The sequence below is a fragment of the Pseudomonas guariconensis genome (assembly GCF_900102675.1).
In the GTDB taxonomy this organism is placed as follows: domain Bacteria; phylum Pseudomonadota; class Gammaproteobacteria; order Pseudomonadales; family Pseudomonadaceae; genus Aquipseudomonas; species Aquipseudomonas guariconensis.
The window spans coordinates 181,427-196,718 of sequence record NZ_FMYX01000005.1 but is presented as its reverse complement, the minus strand read 5'-3'; the positions used below and the strand labels follow the sequence as shown (position 1 = coordinate 196,718).

Genomic DNA, 15,292 nt, shown 5'->3' with positions numbered 1-15,292 from the left:
CCGGCCCATGCAGCCGACGCCCATTGTCGAGCCTGGTGCAACCATGAACCGATCCGAAACCCTTGGCCTTCAATGGCAGGGCCCCGCCAGCCCTCCCCTGCGCATCGGCATCCTATTGTTGCCGTCGTTTTCCAATTTCGGCCTGGCCTCGCTGATCGAGCCATTCTCGATCGCCAACTGGCTGGCCCAACGCAGCCTGTTCCAGTGGACCCTGCTCTCGGTGGACGGCCAGCCCGTGCCCGCCAGCAACGGCCTGCTGGCCAGCGCCCAGGCAGGCATCGGCGAGCACACCGAGTTCGACGCCTGCGCGGTGATTGCCAGCTTCGACGTGCACCGCCATGCACGCAACCCGGCGCTGAAGGCCTGGATCAAGCGCCAGGCCGCATTCGGCGCAATCATGGTCGGCATCGAGACCGGCACCGAGCTACTCGCCGCCGCCGGCGTGCTCGATGGCCATCCGGCGGCGGTGCACTGGGACAACCTGCAAGGCTTCCAGGAAAGCTACCCCAAGGTCCAGGCGTGCGCGCAGCTCTACTCGCTTGGGCGCAAGCGTCTGACCTGCGCGGGCGCCACCGCCGTGCTGGATATGGTCCTCAACTGGCTGGATCACCTGGCCGGCGGCAATCTGGCGCGCGAGGTGGCCATGCACATGCTCATCGAGCAGGTGCGTGAGCCGCAGGTCCAGCAGGCTGAGGGTTATCGCCGCAGCCTGCACGCCCAAGCGGGCAAGATGGGGCGGGCCATCGAGCTGATGGAGCAGCACCTGGAAGAGCCGCTGAGTTGCGAGGCTATCGCCGAGCGGGTGGCGCTGTCGCGTCGGCAACTGGAGCGCCAGTTCATGCAGCACACCGGCCTGACGCCATTGAAGTACTACCTCAGCCTGCGCCTGGCGCGTGCGCACAACCTGTTGCAGCAGACCCGCATGAGCGTCGCCCAGGTAGCCGCCAGCGCTGGGTTCGGCTCGTTGGAGCACTTCTCCCGCGCCTACCGCGCCAAGTTTGGCTGTGCGCCGAGCAATGACCGTTCGCAGAGTTTGAACGCGCCGGTCATGCGTCAACCGTTAGGGCATGACCGGCAGCCGTTGGCGATCTAAGCGCAATGCGAACCTTTGGGGCCGCAACGCGGCCCCGGGGGCCTTGCGCTAGAGCCCCAGGTAACGGCGCACCGCCGACACGCCCGGCTGGCCATCGAAGGTCGTCACCCCCGCCAACCAGCTGTCCAGCACCTGCGGATTGCGCTTGAGCCATTCACGCGATGCCAGCGCAGGCTTTCGCTTGTCGTTGAGAATCGCGCCCATGATCTGACTCTCCATCCCAAGCTGGAACTCCATCCGCGATAACAGCGCCCCAACGTTCGGGCACTCCTGGCCAAAGCCTTTGCGGGTGTGGGTATCGACCACCGCAGCGCCATAGTTGGGCCCGAAGTCGTCATCGCCGCCACTGAGGTAGCGCATCGACAACTGGGTGTTCATCGGGTGCGGCTCCCAGCCCAGGAACACGATCGGTTTTTTCGAGCGCACGGCCCGGCGCACCTCCACCAGCATGCCGGCCTCGCTCGACTCGACCAGGCGAAAATCCTTGAGGCCGTAGCGATCCTTGTCGATCAGGCCTTGGATGATCTGGTTGCCGTCGTTGCCCGCCTCGATGCCATAGATGCGCCCCTGCAACTGGTCCTTGAGCCGGGCGATGTCCTTGAAATCCTTGAGCCCAGCCTCGTAGGCATAGTCCGGCACCGCCAGGGTGTACTTGGCGCCGGTCAGATTGGTGCGCACCCGCTCGACGCTGCCTTTTTCCAGAAACGGCGTAGAGATCGCCGCCATCGAGGGCATCCATGCGCCGAGATAGACATCGATCGTCTTCATCTCCATGGCTTGGTAAGCCATCGGGATCGACAGCATCTGCGTCTTGGTCTTGTAGCCCAGGCCCTGCAGCACGGTGGTGGCAAGGCCTGTAGTGGCAGCGATGTCGGCCCAGCCGACCTCGGCGAAATGCACGGTCTGGCAGGCGACGGGTTCCCCCGCCTGGGCGGTGGCAAAGGCTGCGGCGAACAGCGATGCGGCGAGCACGGATACGGCTGTTTTCTTCGGCATGCGAGCGACTCCAGAACGGTTGAGGGTGGGCGTGGCAAAGGGTTGGGACGTTCAGGCGCGGTAGTCCGGCTCCTGTTCATCGAGGATTTCCTGCAGCGCGGCAAAATGGCGGGTGGCGAAGTCCGGGTAGTCCAACCACTGCCGGGCCGTCTTGCGCGCCACGGCGTCGCTGGCGATGCGCAGCGGGCGGCCGGTGGCCAGGGCGGTGAGGTAGAGCTCGCAGGCGCGCTCGAAGTAGTAGAGATCGTCGAAGGCCTGGGCCACGCTGGGCGCCGCCACCAGTACCCCGTGGTTGCCCATCAGCAGGATCGGCTTGTCGCCCAGCTGACGACTCACTCGCTCCGCTTCATCCCCCAGGCCCATGCCATCGAAACCCTCGTCGATGGCCACGCGCTCGAAGAAGCGCATGGCGTTCTGCTCGATCGGCGGCAGGCGTGAATCGGCCAGGCAGGCCAAGGCCGTGGCGTACTTGGAATGCACATGCAGGATGCAGCGCGCGTGCGGGTGCTGGCGATGCAAGGCACCGTGCAAAGCCCAGGCGGTGATGTCCGGCGCCCCGGGGCGCTGCAGGGCCGAAGGATCATCGGCATCGAGCAGCAACAGGTCGCTGGCGCGCATCCTGGAAAAATGCCGCCCATAGGGGTTGATCAGAAAGCGCCTTCCGTCCTCGGACACGGCCAGGCTGAAATGGTTGGCGATGGCCTCGTGCATGCCCAGGCGGGCAGTCCAGCGAAACGCGCAAGCGAGCTCGACGCGGAGCTGGGCATGGGCGTCTAACACGGCGATGGATGGGTTGTGCATGGCAGTTCCTCGGGCTTCGAGCGCACCCCCCGGGTACGCATTCACATCCCCGAGTCTACGGAGCACACAACCGAGGACTTGACGCGATGCGACCTGGCTTGTCGCGAATGCACGGGCGGTAATGGCTGTCGCATTCGGTCAAGATCGCGCCCAGGGGCCTGGCTATGGTGCGGTCATTTCCAATGCACACGAGGAAACGCAGCATGGCGCATCATCAGCTCTTCATTGCAGGACAGTGGCGTGAACCGCACAGCAAGCGCTATCGGGAAATCATCAACCCCGCCGACGAAACCCTGCTCGCCCTGGCGCCAGAGGCAAGCGCCGACGATATCGACGCCGCGATCGACGCCGCCCGCCACGCCTTCGACCACGGCCCCTGGCCCCAACTGCCGCCGAACGAGCGCAGCGCCGTGCTGCTGCGCATCGCGGCGGCCATCGAAACCGATGCCGCCCATCTGGCGCGCCTGGAAACCCTCAACACTGGCAAGACCCTCGGCGAAAGCGAGGCCGACCTGGCCTGCGTGGTAGCCACCTTCCGCTACTACGCGGGGCTGCTCGAAGCGCGCACCGACATCGCCCATCCCCAGGCGCCCGCCCATGTCATCAGCGTCACGCGCCATGAGCCGGTGGGCGTCTGCGCACTGATCGTGCCGTGGAACTACCCGCTGCTGCAGACCGCCTGGAAACTCGCGCCCGCCCTGGCCGCAGGGAACACGGTGATTCTCAAACCGAGCGAACTGACGCCGCTGAGCGCCTTGCACCTGACATCGCTGCTGGCCGCCCTCGCGCTGCCGCCCGGCGTGTTCAACCTGGTTTGCGGCGATGGCGCCGTGGGCCATCGCCTGGCGCTCAGCGCGCGGGTGGACATGCTGTCGTTCACCGGTGGCGCCAATGCCGGCGCCAAGGTCATGCAGGCCGCCAGTGGCAACTTCAAGCGCCTGGCCCTGGAACTTGGCGGCAAGAACCCGAACATCGTGTTCGCCGACGCCGACCTGGACGTGGCGCTGGACCAAGCGCTCAACGCAGTGTTCTTCAATGCCGGGCAAGTGTGCTCGGCCGGGTCGCGCCTGCTGCTGGAGGCGAGCATCCATGACCGCTTCGTCGAGCGCCTGGCCGAACGCATCGAAGCCATCGTCCTGGGCGATGGCTTCGACAGCCGTACGCGCATGGGCCCGCTGATCTCGGCGGCGCATCGGGACCGTGTGCTGGCACTGGTCCAGACGGCGCAAGGCGAAGGCGCCCGCCTGAGCGCAGGTGGCCATATCCCCAGGGACGCGCACTTGAGCAAGGGGTTCTGGCTGCGCCCTACCCTACTCACCGAGGTCCAGGCCGACATGGGCATCGCCCGTGAGGAAATCTTCGGGCCGGTGATCACCGTCGAGCGCTTCACCGACGAGAACCATGCCGTTCAGCTTGCCAACGATACGCCCTATGGCTTGGCGGCGGGCGTGTGGACCGCAGACCTAGGCCGGGCCCATCGTCTGGCGCGGCGGCTACGGGTGGGGACGCTTTGGGTGAACGACTACAACGTGGCCTTTCCCCAGGCGCCCTGGGGCGGCTTCAAGGCCAGCGGCATTGGCCGCGAGCTGTCGGCGGCAGGGCTAGAGGAATTCAGCGAACTCAAGCATGTGCTGCTCAACTGCGAACCCCGATCGCTGAACTGGTTCAAGTGAGGCCGCCATCAAGGCTTGCCCGTCGTACCCGACCGAGCCTGCTGGTCCTGCCAGCGCTTGAGGTTTTGCTCCAGCAGTTGCCTGGGCACGGCACGGTCGAGCAGGTCGGTGAGTTTTTGTGCCAGTTGCGCCCGTAGCTCGGGCTGGTTGCAGGCCGAGTGATGGGAGAGGGTCAGGTACAGCCCTTCGCTGGAAACAGGCGGCGCCAGCGCCTGCACTTGCTGGGAGATGCCCAGAGTGCGGGCCAGCGCCAGTCCTGGGTAAAGCTCGTAGATGACGTAGTCGTTGCGTTTGAACAACAGCTTGCGAAACGCTTGGTCCGCGCTGGGGACCGCTTCGAGTTTCAGGTGAGCGTTGGCGTAGTCGTCAAATTGCTGGCCGTAGCTGTTGTTGACCAGGGTGCCACCGCTGCGCCCTTGCAGGTCGGCCCACCCTGTGTAGGAAAACGGGTCGTCGTGACGCACCCAGACCACGCTGGGCGTGTTCAGGAACGGCGGGGGTATGAAATCCATGGTGACTTCGCGCGATGCGGTACGAAAGGCGCCGGCAATCAAGTCGATCCGCCCGCTCTTGACCTGCTCCTGCGCACGCGACCACGGCCCGCCATAGACCACGTCGATCTCAAGCCCCAGTTCGCTGCCAAGGCGCTGGAGCAGATCGGCATTGGCGCCGATCAGGCGTTGCGGGTTCTGCGGGTCGCGCCACAGGTAAGGCGGGTACTCGGGATTGCCTGTTGCCACCAAGTGCTTGCACGGCGGCGCTGCCCCGGCAGCCGCCGGGGCAAGCAGGAAACACATCAGTGACAAGAGCATCGGTCGATAAAGCTTGCGCATGGGCGCCCTCGGTTCGGTCGTACCCGCCTATCTCGACGATGCAAGTGTAGCGTCGATGCAGGCTGCGAGCACGACGCCCCGAAAGCCTCGCGCCAAGCGTGGGTAGACCTTTAACCATGCCCAACTTGGGCAGGCTCAGTGGCGTTTGCCTTTGTCCCGCGCGGCCTTTTGCGCCGTCGAGTCGTGCGCAGTACCGGTCGAGCCATCAGGACGATGGGCGTCGTTGTCGCGTTCGGCCTCACCCTTGGGCGGGCGCTTGGCAGGTTCGTGGGCAGCTTGGGTCATCATCACCTCCTATCCTTTGCTGTGCTCAGGCGAAGTCGGTCCGGTGCCACGCTTGATGCCGCGCGGCCCGGCAACGCCCCAGATGGCCAGCCCGATCACTGGGAACAGCACCAGCAGCAACGACCACAGCACTTTGGTGCCGTCGGACTTGTCGCTGCGGAACACGCTGACGATGGCCCAGAGATCGACCAGCAGAATGATCGCCACCAGGGCGATCCAGAAATACGTGACAGGATCACTCATATCCGCCTCCTCTTGCGATTCGAAAAAACCACAGGTGTGAACAGAGGAAGGCGCACGGCGGCGTAAAGTTCAGACAGCTTCGTTGAGCGCGGATGAATGGGCCGGCGCTGTCACACCGGTGCCGACAACACCGGCAGCTCCTTGGCCAACAAGGCAGCGGCGGTGCTGCTCAATTGCATACGGCCCAGCACGCTGCGCAGCACCCATTTGCAGGCCACGATTTCGTTGCTGGGCACCGGCCGTGTCCGCTCGCCGAGGTTGATGGTGAAGATGTGATGAAGCACATTGCCAACCGGCAATGTACACAACGCATGCAAGCCCTGGCAGTGCAAAGAGGCTTCCTCGCGCAACTCTCTAATGGCGGCCTCTTCCGGCGTCTCGCCCGGTTCGATGACGCCGCCTGGCAGGTTCCACCTCGCGCCTTTCTTGCGTACGAGCAGGACCTTTCCGTTGCGTAGACAGACGATCGTGGCGCGGGCTTTGGCTGTGCGGTTTTTCTTTGCAGGCATACCGGGTGTTCTGGGCAAAGGTTCGGGTATAGGCAGCGCCGACTGACGCTTCTTCCCTGAAGACCTGCACACCTGACGCCCCGTTCAAGCGAAGGGACACATACCAATCGATCTCACCACAGTGCCAGCGCCTTGCGAATACTTGCGCGAAGGTCATCCGTAAAGCAACAACCTGCGCACCCGAAAGCAGTGCGAGACAAGCCAGGGTTATTGGCTTTGGCACCTCAAACGCCGGTCCGTCAATCCTTAAAGCAACCCGTCAGCAAATTCCAATTCCTTTTGCGAGGCGCAATGCCTCGCCCTTGTCACTACTAGACACAGACCTTCCTGTGTAGATGACATGAGGTGAAAGATCATGGCTGACAACCAAGACAAACAAAGCAACCATGGCGGCAGCGCCAACACCAACCCAGGCAACTTCGCCAACGACCGGGAGAAAGCTTCTGAAGCTGGGCATAAAGGTGGCCAGGCGTCCGGTGGCAATTTCAAGAACGATCCTGAACGCGCCTCCGAGGCCGGCCACAAAGGCGGCCAGATGTCCGGGGGTAACTTCAAGAACGATCCTGAGCGCGCCGCCGAAGCCGGTCACAAAGGCGGCCAAATGTCCGGGGGCAATTTCAAGAACGACCCTGAACGTGCCTCTGAGGCCGGCAAGAAAGGCGGCCAGGCGTCCGGCGGCAATTTCGCCAACGACCGTGAAAAGGCCTCCGAAGCCGGTCGCGTAGGCGGCCAGCACAGCCATGGGGGCGGCCGTAAAAGCGACGACGACCGCTAACTTCCCACCGATTGCCGGGGCGGTTCTGCCGCCCCGGCGCTGTTGATGAGGCACATTCCAATGTTCATGCACAACAAACGCCTGCAGTACACCGTGCGGGTGGCGCAGCCCAATCCTGGGCTGGCGAATCTGCTGCTCGAACAGTTCGGCGGCCCCCAAGGGGAACTGGCCGCCGCCATGCGCTATTTCACCCAGGCCGTGAGCGAGGATGACCCAGGGCGCAAGGACCTGCTATTCGATATCGCCACGGAGGAACTGAGCCACCTGGAAATCATCGGCTCGATCGTGGTGATGCTCAACAAGGGCGCCAAAGGCCAACTGGCCGAGGGCATCGAGGCCGAAGGCGAGCTCTACCGCTCGCTGACCGGTGCCGGTAACGACTCGCATATCACCAGCCTGCTCTATGGCGCCGGCGCACCCTTGGTCAATTCCGGCGGTGTGCCCTGGTCGGCGGCCTACATCGATACCATTGGCGAACCCACTGCAGATCTTCGCTCCAACATCGCCGCCGAAGCCCGTGCCAAGATCGTCTACGAGCGGCTGATCAATGTCACGGACGATCCCGGCATCAAGGATGCCCTGGGCTTTCTCATGAGTCGGGAAATCGCTCACCAACTGTCTTTCGAAAAAGCCCTGCATGCCATTCAGCCCAACTTCCCCCAAGGCAAGCTGCCAGGAGATCCTGAGTTCAACAACACGTACTTCAACCTTTCCAAAGGTGGCGAAATGCGCGGGGCCTGGAATGAAGGACAAGACTGGGTCTATGTGGAACAGCCTCAACCGGCTGTGGATGGCGGCGATGGCGAGGCCTCGGTGCAGCTCGACGCGCAGTCGCAAACCGCATTGGACGCGATGAAAACCAGGACGATGTCCAACCCCCAGGCCCAGCCTCTGACCGGGGCGGAGCTTGGCAAGGTCAACAACGGTCAGGAGTAGGATGGGACCCGCACCGGGCAAAACGCCGGTGCGGGTGATTGGCTTCAGCGTTTGGCTTCGGCATCCGGATCGGCGGACCGGGCCAGGAAGGCACGGGTCACTTCCGGCAGGTGGTCCTTCAGCCATTCGGCCATGGCCACTTCTTCCTTGAGAATCGACCTACAGGCCTGTGCGGTGGCGCTGTCGCCGGCCGCCTCCGCCGCCTCGATCAACACGGTGTACGAGGCGATCTCCATGTTTTCGAAGACATAGCCGGCCATGGCCCCTTTGACCACCTCGTCGCTCATGGCCATGCCGCCCACTGCCTGCCCGAAGGCCATGAGTTTGGCTGCCATGTCCTTGAACACCGAAGTGCTTCCGCCCAGGCGCTCGATGCACTCGACCAGCACGCGCTGCTGCCCTTGGGTTTCTTCGATGTGCTGGACGATCCGTGCCTTGAGGGTGGGGTAATGCTCGAGGCGTTCAGCCTGCCCTTTGAGCATGCTCTCGGCTTGCTGTTCCATGGCATGGGCATCTCGCAGCCAGTCGAGCAGATTGTCGGTAATGGATGTCATGTTGCGTTGCCTCTTTGGGATGATGGGTACTGCTTGTGAAAGCCAGTTCCCCGCCTCGACTCTGTCGAACCGACAGGTGGGCATGCGGCTACGCTAAAGGCGCCACGCGGCCTCGCTTCGACTGCCAGGCCCGGGCACATCACAACACCTGGATTGCCACCGCATAACCCCCTAGGGCCAGCCAGAACACCAGGAATACCCAAGGAGTGCGCAACGAAAACAGCAATGACTTGCGATACCCAGGTCGCGAGATTTCCGTCTCGCAAAACAGGGGTGACTCGTCATAAGCCAACCCCATCAAGGGCTCGCTGCGCAGCAGGTGGCTCTGCTTGAACTGCCAATGGTCGATGATCTTGTAGGCCGCGCGGATGCCCGGCCAGGCACTCAACGAACTCAACGCCCCCAACAAGGCGAGAAACGGCGGCACGATCAAGGTGAACGCCGCCCCCCAGTCCGGATTGAGATTGCCCATGGAGGACACGAACGCGATGACCAGAAACGACTGGGCCGCAAGAAAGGCATCGGTGCGGTTGGCCAGGATGCTCGTCTCGTACTGGATTTCCCGGCGGTAGAAATCCAGACGCTCCTTTGGAGAACCGAACAGCTTGGCATTGCGCTCGCTGATTTCGTGCTCTGGGGTTGCGGGGGTGATGATGCGCGGCACCGGTCGCTCCTGGGAGAGGGTTCAACGTGGATTGTGGGGGGCTGATGGGGTTTGCGGCGCCAGCGCGTATTCCACCAACGTCGCTGCACAGGCCGTGATGCCATCGCCATGGATCATCTCGAAGCCATGGGTGTTCTCCGTGGGAATGGCCAGGCAGCCTGCCTGCGCCGCGACACCCGCGCTCATGACCGCGCTCGCGTCACTGGCGAAATCCACCAGCAAGGCGGCTTGCGGCCTGTACCCGGCGCGCTGCGCCGCCGCCGTCAGCCCATGGACGACACTACGGCTGTAGAGACCTTTTTGATCCCCGGTATTGATGATCGGGTCGGCGCTCAACCGGGTACCGTACTCGTCCAGCACCGGGCCCACTTCGACTGCCACGGTAGTATCGCCCGGCAGGCGCGCCGCGGCGTACATGGCCCCGGCGTTGGACTCTTCCTCCAGGGTGGTGAAGACGAACCAGACATCCTGGCGCAGCCCGGCGCGGCGTGCCTTAAGATCACGGGCACAGCCCAGCAGCGCTGCAACCGGCGCGCGATCATCGAGAAAATGCGCCGCGATGCAGTCGTTGACCGCGTAGGGTTGACGCCAGTGCCGGCTGAGCACGACCCGCGTGCCAGGCCTGATCCCGGCGCGTTCCAGTGCAGCGGTATCCTGGCGTGTGACCACGTGCACGTCCTGCCAATGCACGTCACCAGACAGGACTTCGCGACCATTGGTGGAGCGGCCGCTGTTGTGCATCGAGCCATAGGAGAGCACGCCCGGCAGGCACTGCTGGTCGCCGAGCAGCTCCACCGGGCACACGCCAAAACTGATCGGTTGCGCGCCTCCCAGTGCCAGTACTTCGAGCGTGCCGTCGGTCTTCACGCGCTTCACGATCATGGCGATCTCATCCATGTGAGCCATCAATCGGATGCTCTGTTCAGGCTCGCAAGGCTGGGTTGCGCGCAGCACGCCGAGCACGTTGCCGGCGCGATCGATGCGGGTTTCGTCGCAGTGACGAGCCAGTTCGCGCAGGCAGATGTGCCGGACTTCATCCTCCTGCCCGCCCGGTCCGCGGGCCAGCAGCAGTGCGTGGAGTAGCGGATCGATTTCCATGATGACGTGCCCCCGGGCTCATGAGCCGTTGAACTTCTTCACATCGATGGGCGGGGCGACAAATTCGGGCCCCTGCCCCGCTGGACGCCAACGCACGTTGGCCAGGCCGTAGCGCTCGGCCATGGGTCGGCTGACCTTCTTGATCGTGTGCTGGCCGAACCGTGGAATGATGCCCACGCCCGCATCGCAACAGGCCCAATGCCAGGCCTCGGCATTGTCCATGCGCCCCAGGCGGATGATGAACGTGCGGTACTCGCCATGGAGTTCGTACTCGATCACAAACAATTGCTGCCCTGCCATCACAAGCCTCCTCAGTGGTTCCAAGCCTATGGAGCAGGGGCAGGGAAAGAAAATTCATTCGAGATTCACACGCTTGGTACAGTCGCCCCAAACGACCGCCGGAACGCTCGCAATGAACCTTGGCCCCGCTCTCGGGCTCGATTGCCAAAGCGCGCAGGAAAACGGCCATGAATGCATTCAACGAGCCTTTGGAGCGGGAGCGACGCAAGCGCCTGGCGATCGATTGCTGGTTCGCCCTGTTCGACGATCACACGCTACGCCAGGACTGCCCCAGCACCTACCACGAGACGCTGTTGCGCCAAGCGGATGAAATGGACCGACTCGGGTTGGTGGAGTGGACCGAATGGCGCGACCTGCGCCGGCTGGCCGACCGGGCGTTCCTCAGGGCGGTCGCCGGTGCGGACTACCATCCGGCCACACCGCTCAGGGTTGTTGGTAGTGGGCCGGGGATGTGCCCGGCTCATGTTCATGCTCGATGCGCTGCACCTGTACATCGGTGAACGACGATGACTCGCCGCGATGCAGCCCCTGCAGATAGCTGCGCGCGCATTCCACGCTGATGTCCTGTTCGTCGCTGCGCATTTCGCAGGTGCCTGGTTGGTTATCGAGGATGTAGCTGATCAGAAACAGATGACTGGCCATGGACGGCGCTCCTGTCGAGAAAATGAAACGCGACCGGCTACCCGGTCGCGTATGGGCGTCAGGCGGCGCTCTGGTCGGCCTTTAGCATTTTCTTGTGGGCCTGCATGGCGACGCCCATCTCCTCGAGCGCCTGCTTGCCCAGCAGCTTCTTGGCAGTCGGAAAGAGCTCGCCTTCCTCCTCCTCGATATGGTGCTCCAGCAGCTCCTTCATCACCTTGACCCTGCCTGCGAATTCCACGGTGCCAGTGTCGGTCTGCAGCAAGTCGGGCAAGACCAGCGAGTCGACGGTGCGGTGTTCCTCCTTGGCCTCGTAGTACATTTTCTCCTCTTCCTTGCCTCCGGCCTGCTTGATGGCCGGGTAGAGGATCTGCTCTTCGAGCGCGGTATGGATCTGCAGCTCCTGTTCGATGCGGGCGAGCAACTCACTGCGCTTTTTCACGGCGCGCTCGGTGGTGCTGGACAGTTCCTCGAGCAGTTTCTTGACGGTTTCATGATCCTGGATCAGCAGTTCGATGGCATTCATTGTCGGGCCTCATCAGTCGATGGAATACAAAGACTTGCCCTGTGTGGAGTCATCGCCCGCTACGTCGGTTCGTGGTGGCCGATAAATGGCAGCGCACCGGCCGCGCCGCGGGGTGTCGGTCACTTGGCGCAGGCGGGGACCGCGACGCGCTCGCCGGCTATCCACCTGGCGCGGCCCACCCCCCAGGCCAGCGCCCGGGTCATGGTCTCGCCTGGGCGAGCATCGAACGCTTCTTCGTGCAAGGCCTTGCCGCCACGTGCATACACACCGATGAACAACTGCGTGGCCCCGGTGCGCGACAGCCTTACCTGCACATCGATACAGGTGCCATCGTCGAGCGCCTCCTGATGCGTTCGATGATGAAGGGTCGCATCAGCCCAGTTCCAAAACACATTACCCCTGATACGCATGTCGGCCTCCTGCGACTCCTGTCCAGAGCGCCACCCTATCGAAACCGCCCTGGCATGCAACCTCCATGGGCAGGAATGAGAACTGAATCAGACAACCGGTGGGCTACCCTGCAATCAGGCTAATGATCGTCCAGCATCGGTCTAATGCTGCCGCCCTCGAGCTGCGCCTGTGCTAGCGTTTCCTGATTGGGTGCCCTGCCCTCCTGCCGACGAGAATCGACACATCAACCGACTGATTACAGGTGAGCCATGGAGCTGAAAATCAACCAAAAGACCTACCAGGTCGATGCCGAAGCCGACACGCCGCTGCTGTGGGTGATTCGCGACGACCTGGGGCTGACCGGCACCAAATACGGCTGCGGCCTGGCCCAGTGCGGCGCCTGTTCGGTGCTGGTCGACGGCAACGTGGTGCGCGCCTGCGTCACGCCGGTGGCCGGTGTGGTCGGGCGGGAGGTGACCACCATCGAGGCGATCGAGGCCGATGAGGTCGGCAAGCGCGTGGTGGCGGCGTGGGTCGAGCACCAGGTGGCCCAGTGCGGCTATTGCCAGTCCGGCCAGGTGATGGCGGCCACCGCGCTGCTCAAGCACACGCCCACGCCCAGCGACGAGCAGATCAACGCGGCGATGGTCAACCTGTGCCGCTGCGGCACCTACAACGCCATCCACGCCGCCATGCACGACCTGGCCCAAGGGGGTAAAGCCTGATGAAAACGCCCCTGGAGCTCCCCGAAGACCTGCTGAGCCTGACGCTCGGTGCAACCGTCAACCTGTCGCGCCGGCGTTTTCTCGCCGGTACCGCCGTCGGTGCACTGGTGCTGGGCTTCGGCCTGCCCCTGGGTTCACCCAGGGTGCAGGCGGCCACAGCCACCGGCACTGAACGCGGCACCCAGGTACCGGCCTTCCTGGAGATTCGCCCGGACAACACCGTGCGCCTGCTCAGCCCGTTCATGGAAGGCGGCCAAGGCACCTACACCGCCATGGCGCAGATCGTCGGCGAGGAACTGGATGCCGACCCGGCCACGTTCGTGGTCGACAGCGCCCCACCTGGCGAAGCCTACGTGGTGATGGAAAACGGCATGCGCATCACCGGCGGCAGCATGTCGGTGCGCATGAGCTACCCGACCATGCGCCGTCTCGGCGCCATGGCCCGCGCCATGCTGCTGCAGGCCGGCGCCGAGCACTTCGACGTGCCGGTGGGCGAACTCTCCACCGAGCCTGGCAAGGTCGTCCATGGCGCCTCTGGGCGCAGCATCACCTATGGCGAGCTGGCCGGACGCGCCATGGACCTGCCCGTGCCGGACCCGGCCAGTGTCCCGCTGCGCGACCCCAGCCAGTTCCGCTGGATCGGCAAGCCGGTCAAGCGCGTCGATGCCTACGACAAGTCCACCGGCAAGGCCCAGTACAGCATCGACATCCACCTCGACGGCATGCTCCAGGCCGCCGTGCAGCATGCGCCACGTCTGGGCATGACCCCTGGCGGCATCCGCAACGAAGCCCAGGTCAAGGCCATGAAAGGCGTACATTCCGTGCACCTACTGCCCGGTGCGGTCGCAGTGGTCGCCGAGCGTTGGTGGTACGCCAAGCGTGCAGCCGAGGCGCTTCAGGTCGACTGGCAGGAGCCGGGGCCCGACGCGACGGTACGGCCCATGCCCAAGGATTTTTCCAGCGATGCCTGGCGCGAGCACCTGGCAGCCCAACCAGGTCCAGGCCGCGATGACGAAAAACATGGTGATGTAGCTGCGGCCCTGGCCAGCGCCAAGACCACCGTCGAGGCCACCTACCACAATCAGTACCTCAACCATGCCCAGCTGGAGCCGCCCTCGGCGACCGCGCGCTTCAACCCGGACGGTTCGCTGGAGGTGTGGCTGCCCAACCAGGCGCCAGACATGTTCCGCGACGACATCGCCAAACGCACCGGGCTCGACCCTGCGCGGATCACCCTGCACTCGCCTCTGCTCGGCGGCTTTTTCGGTCGGCATTTTCTCTATGACTCGGCCAACCCCTACCCACAAGCCATCGCGCTGGCCAAGGCGGTCGGCCGCCCAGTCAAGGTGATCTGGAGCCGCGAGGAAGAATTCCTGCGCGATGTGCTGCGCCCCGTCGCCGTGGTCAAGTTCCGCGCCGGGCTCGATGACAAAGGGCTGCCGGTGGCGCTTGAAGCGGTGAGCGCCACCGAGGGTCCTACCGAAGCCATCGCCGGCAAACAGGGCGAGCGACTGGACCCTACAGCGCTCGAGGGGCTGTCGGGCAAGGCCTACGCCATCGCCAACACGCGCATCGCCCAGATCTACGTCAAAGGGCCGGCCATGCTCGGCTACTGGCGTTCGGTGGGTAATTCGCTCAACGACTTCTTCTACGAAGCCTTTCTCGACGAACTGGCCGACAAGGGCGGCCAGGACCCCTACGCGTTGCGTCTGCAACTGCTGCAGGGCAACGCGCGCTTGACCACATTACTGCAGGCGGTCGGCGAATTGTCCGGCGGTTGGAAGCGCGGTCCGTTCACGGCCGAGGATGGCAGCACGCGCGCCCGTGGCGTGGCCATGGCCTCGCCATTCGGCTCCGAGGCGGCGGTGATCGCCGAGGTGTCGATCGAGAACGGCCAGGTCAAGGTGCACGACATTTGGCAGGCGATCGACCCGGGCAGCATCGTCAACCCGGCGATCATCGAAGCCCAGGTCAACGGCGCGGTGGCCCTGGGGCTGTCCCAGGTGCTGCTGGAGGAAGCGGTATGGCAAAACGGCATGCCGCGGGCGCGCAACTACGACCTGTATCCGGTGCTGCCGCCTTCGCGCATGGCGAGGGTGCATGTGCGCATCATCGAGAGCGGCGCGAAGATGGGCGGGATCGGCGAGCCCCCGCTACCAGCGGTGGCGCCTGCCGTGGCCAACGCGGTGGCACGGCTGACCGGTCAGCGCATTCGCAGCATGCCGCTCAGTCGCTATACCTTCAGCTGACGC

At 64.1% G+C, this 15,292-nt stretch carries 19 protein-coding genes; 6 read left to right on the top strand and 13 right to left on the bottom strand.

Going from position 1 to position 15,292, the window contains the following annotated elements; translation table 11 throughout:
- Positions 1-43: 43 nt before the first annotated feature.
- A complete protein-coding gene (locus BLS27_RS10745) occupies positions 44-1,093 on the top strand; it encodes a GlxA family transcriptional regulator (RefSeq protein ID WP_052352424.1) in 1,050 nt (349 codons plus the stop codon).
- Positions 1,094-1,141: 48 nt separating this feature from the next.
- On the opposite strand, the gene BLS27_RS10740 is transcribed toward BLS27_RS10745, so the two are convergent.
- On the bottom strand, positions 1,142-2,089 hold the full coding sequence (locus tag BLS27_RS10740) for a choline ABC transporter substrate-binding protein (RefSeq protein WP_090344642.1): 948 nt from the start codon (positions 2,087-2,089) through the stop codon (positions 1,142-1,144).
- Positions 2,090-2,140: 51 nt separating this feature from the next.
- Positions 2,141-2,890, bottom strand: coding sequence for a class II aldolase and adducin N-terminal domain-containing protein (locus tag BLS27_RS10735; protein WP_090344640.1), 750 nt, complete (start codon positions 2,888-2,890; stop codon positions 2,141-2,143).
- Positions 2,891-3,093: 203 nt separating this feature from the next.
- Between BLS27_RS10735 and BLS27_RS10730 the strand changes: the two genes are divergently transcribed.
- The gene (locus tag BLS27_RS10730; RefSeq protein WP_090344638.1) at positions 3,094-4,563 is read left to right on the top strand and encodes an aldehyde dehydrogenase family protein; all 1,470 of its coding nucleotides are present in this window, start codon (positions 3,094-3,096) and stop codon (positions 4,561-4,563) included.
- An 8-nt stretch (positions 4,564-4,571) separates the two neighbouring features.
- Here BLS27_RS10730 and BLS27_RS10725 read toward each other — a convergent pair whose 3' ends face one another.
- The 4 genes from BLS27_RS10725 to BLS27_RS10715 form a co-directional block, all read right to left on the bottom strand.
- The gene (locus BLS27_RS10725) at positions 4,572-5,396 is read right to left on the bottom strand and encodes a substrate-binding periplasmic protein (RefSeq protein ID WP_043208999.1); all 825 of its coding nucleotides are present in this window, start codon (positions 5,394-5,396) and stop codon (positions 4,572-4,574) included.
- Positions 5,397-5,531: 135 nt separating this feature from the next.
- Positions 5,532-5,684, bottom strand: coding sequence for a hypothetical protein (locus BLS27_RS23820; protein WP_167358083.1), 153 nt, complete (start codon positions 5,682-5,684; stop codon positions 5,532-5,534).
- Between the two features lie 6 nt (positions 5,685-5,690).
- Entirely contained in the window at positions 5,691-5,924 is a 234-nt protein-coding gene (locus BLS27_RS10720; RefSeq protein ID WP_043209000.1) for a PLD nuclease N-terminal domain-containing protein, read from the bottom strand.
- Between the two features lie 110 nt (positions 5,925-6,034).
- Entirely contained in the window at positions 6,035-6,433 is a 399-nt protein-coding gene (locus tag BLS27_RS10715) for an NUDIX domain-containing protein (protein WP_043209002.1), read from the bottom strand.
- 355 nt (positions 6,434-6,788) lie between these two features.
- Between BLS27_RS10715 and BLS27_RS10710 the strand changes: the two genes are divergently transcribed.
- Positions 6,789-7,208 (top strand): con-10 family general stress protein, encoded by a 420-nt coding sequence (locus BLS27_RS10710; protein WP_090344636.1) that lies wholly within the window; start codon positions 6,789-6,791, stop codon positions 7,206-7,208.
- Positions 7,209-7,268: 60 nt separating this feature from the next.
- The gene (locus tag BLS27_RS10705; RefSeq protein ID WP_043209006.1) at positions 7,269-8,144 is read left to right on the top strand and encodes a manganese catalase family protein; all 876 of its coding nucleotides are present in this window, start codon (positions 7,269-7,271) and stop codon (positions 8,142-8,144) included.
- Positions 8,145-8,188: 44 nt separating this feature from the next.
- Here the strand turns inward: BLS27_RS10705 and BLS27_RS10700 are convergent, their stop codons facing one another.
- The 7 genes from BLS27_RS10700 to BLS27_RS10665 form a co-directional block, all read right to left on the bottom strand.
- A complete protein-coding gene (locus BLS27_RS10700; protein WP_043209008.1) occupies positions 8,189-8,698 on the bottom strand; it encodes a ferritin-like domain-containing protein in 510 nt (169 codons plus the stop codon).
- 139 nt (positions 8,699-8,837) lie between these two features.
- Complete coding sequence (locus BLS27_RS10695; RefSeq protein ID WP_090344633.1) at positions 8,838-9,362, bottom strand: hypothetical protein; 525 nt, start codon at positions 9,360-9,362, stop codon at positions 8,838-8,840.
- Between the two features lie 21 nt (positions 9,363-9,383).
- A complete protein-coding gene (locus BLS27_RS10690; protein ID WP_090344631.1) occupies positions 9,384-10,460 on the bottom strand; it encodes a M28 family peptidase in 1,077 nt (358 codons plus the stop codon).
- An 18-nt stretch (positions 10,461-10,478) separates the two neighbouring features.
- Positions 10,479-10,760, bottom strand: a complete 282-nt coding sequence (locus BLS27_RS10685; protein ID WP_043209012.1) for a DUF6555 family protein — start codon at positions 10,758-10,760, stop codon at positions 10,479-10,481.
- A 423-nt stretch (positions 10,761-11,183) separates the two neighbouring features.
- Positions 11,184-11,402: a hypothetical protein gene (locus BLS27_RS10675; protein WP_043209014.1), complete on the bottom strand. Its 219-nt coding sequence runs from the start codon at positions 11,400-11,402 to the stop codon at positions 11,184-11,186.
- Between the two features lie 58 nt (positions 11,403-11,460).
- Positions 11,461-11,925 (bottom strand): hemerythrin domain-containing protein, encoded by a 465-nt coding sequence (locus tag BLS27_RS10670; protein ID WP_043209016.1) that lies wholly within the window; start codon positions 11,923-11,925, stop codon positions 11,461-11,463.
- Positions 11,926-12,044: 119 nt separating this feature from the next.
- The gene (locus BLS27_RS10665) at positions 12,045-12,335 is read right to left on the bottom strand and encodes a hypothetical protein (protein WP_090344628.1); all 291 of its coding nucleotides are present in this window, start codon (positions 12,333-12,335) and stop codon (positions 12,045-12,047) included.
- A gap of 249 nt (positions 12,336-12,584) precedes the next feature.
- Here BLS27_RS10665 and BLS27_RS10660 point away from each other — a divergent pair, with 249 nt between their 5' ends.
- Together BLS27_RS10660 and BLS27_RS10655 are read left to right on the top strand one after the other, a co-directional pair.
- On the top strand, positions 12,585-13,040 hold the full coding sequence (locus tag BLS27_RS10660) for a (2Fe-2S)-binding protein (protein WP_090344626.1): 456 nt from the start codon (positions 12,585-12,587) through the stop codon (positions 13,038-13,040).
- A complete protein-coding gene (locus BLS27_RS10655) occupies positions 13,040-15,289 on the top strand; it encodes a xanthine dehydrogenase family protein molybdopterin-binding subunit (protein WP_090344624.1) in 2,250 nt (749 codons plus the stop codon). Before BLS27_RS10660 ends, BLS27_RS10655 begins: the two co-directional genes overlap by 1 nt.
- Positions 15,290-15,292 lie beyond the last annotated feature (3 nt).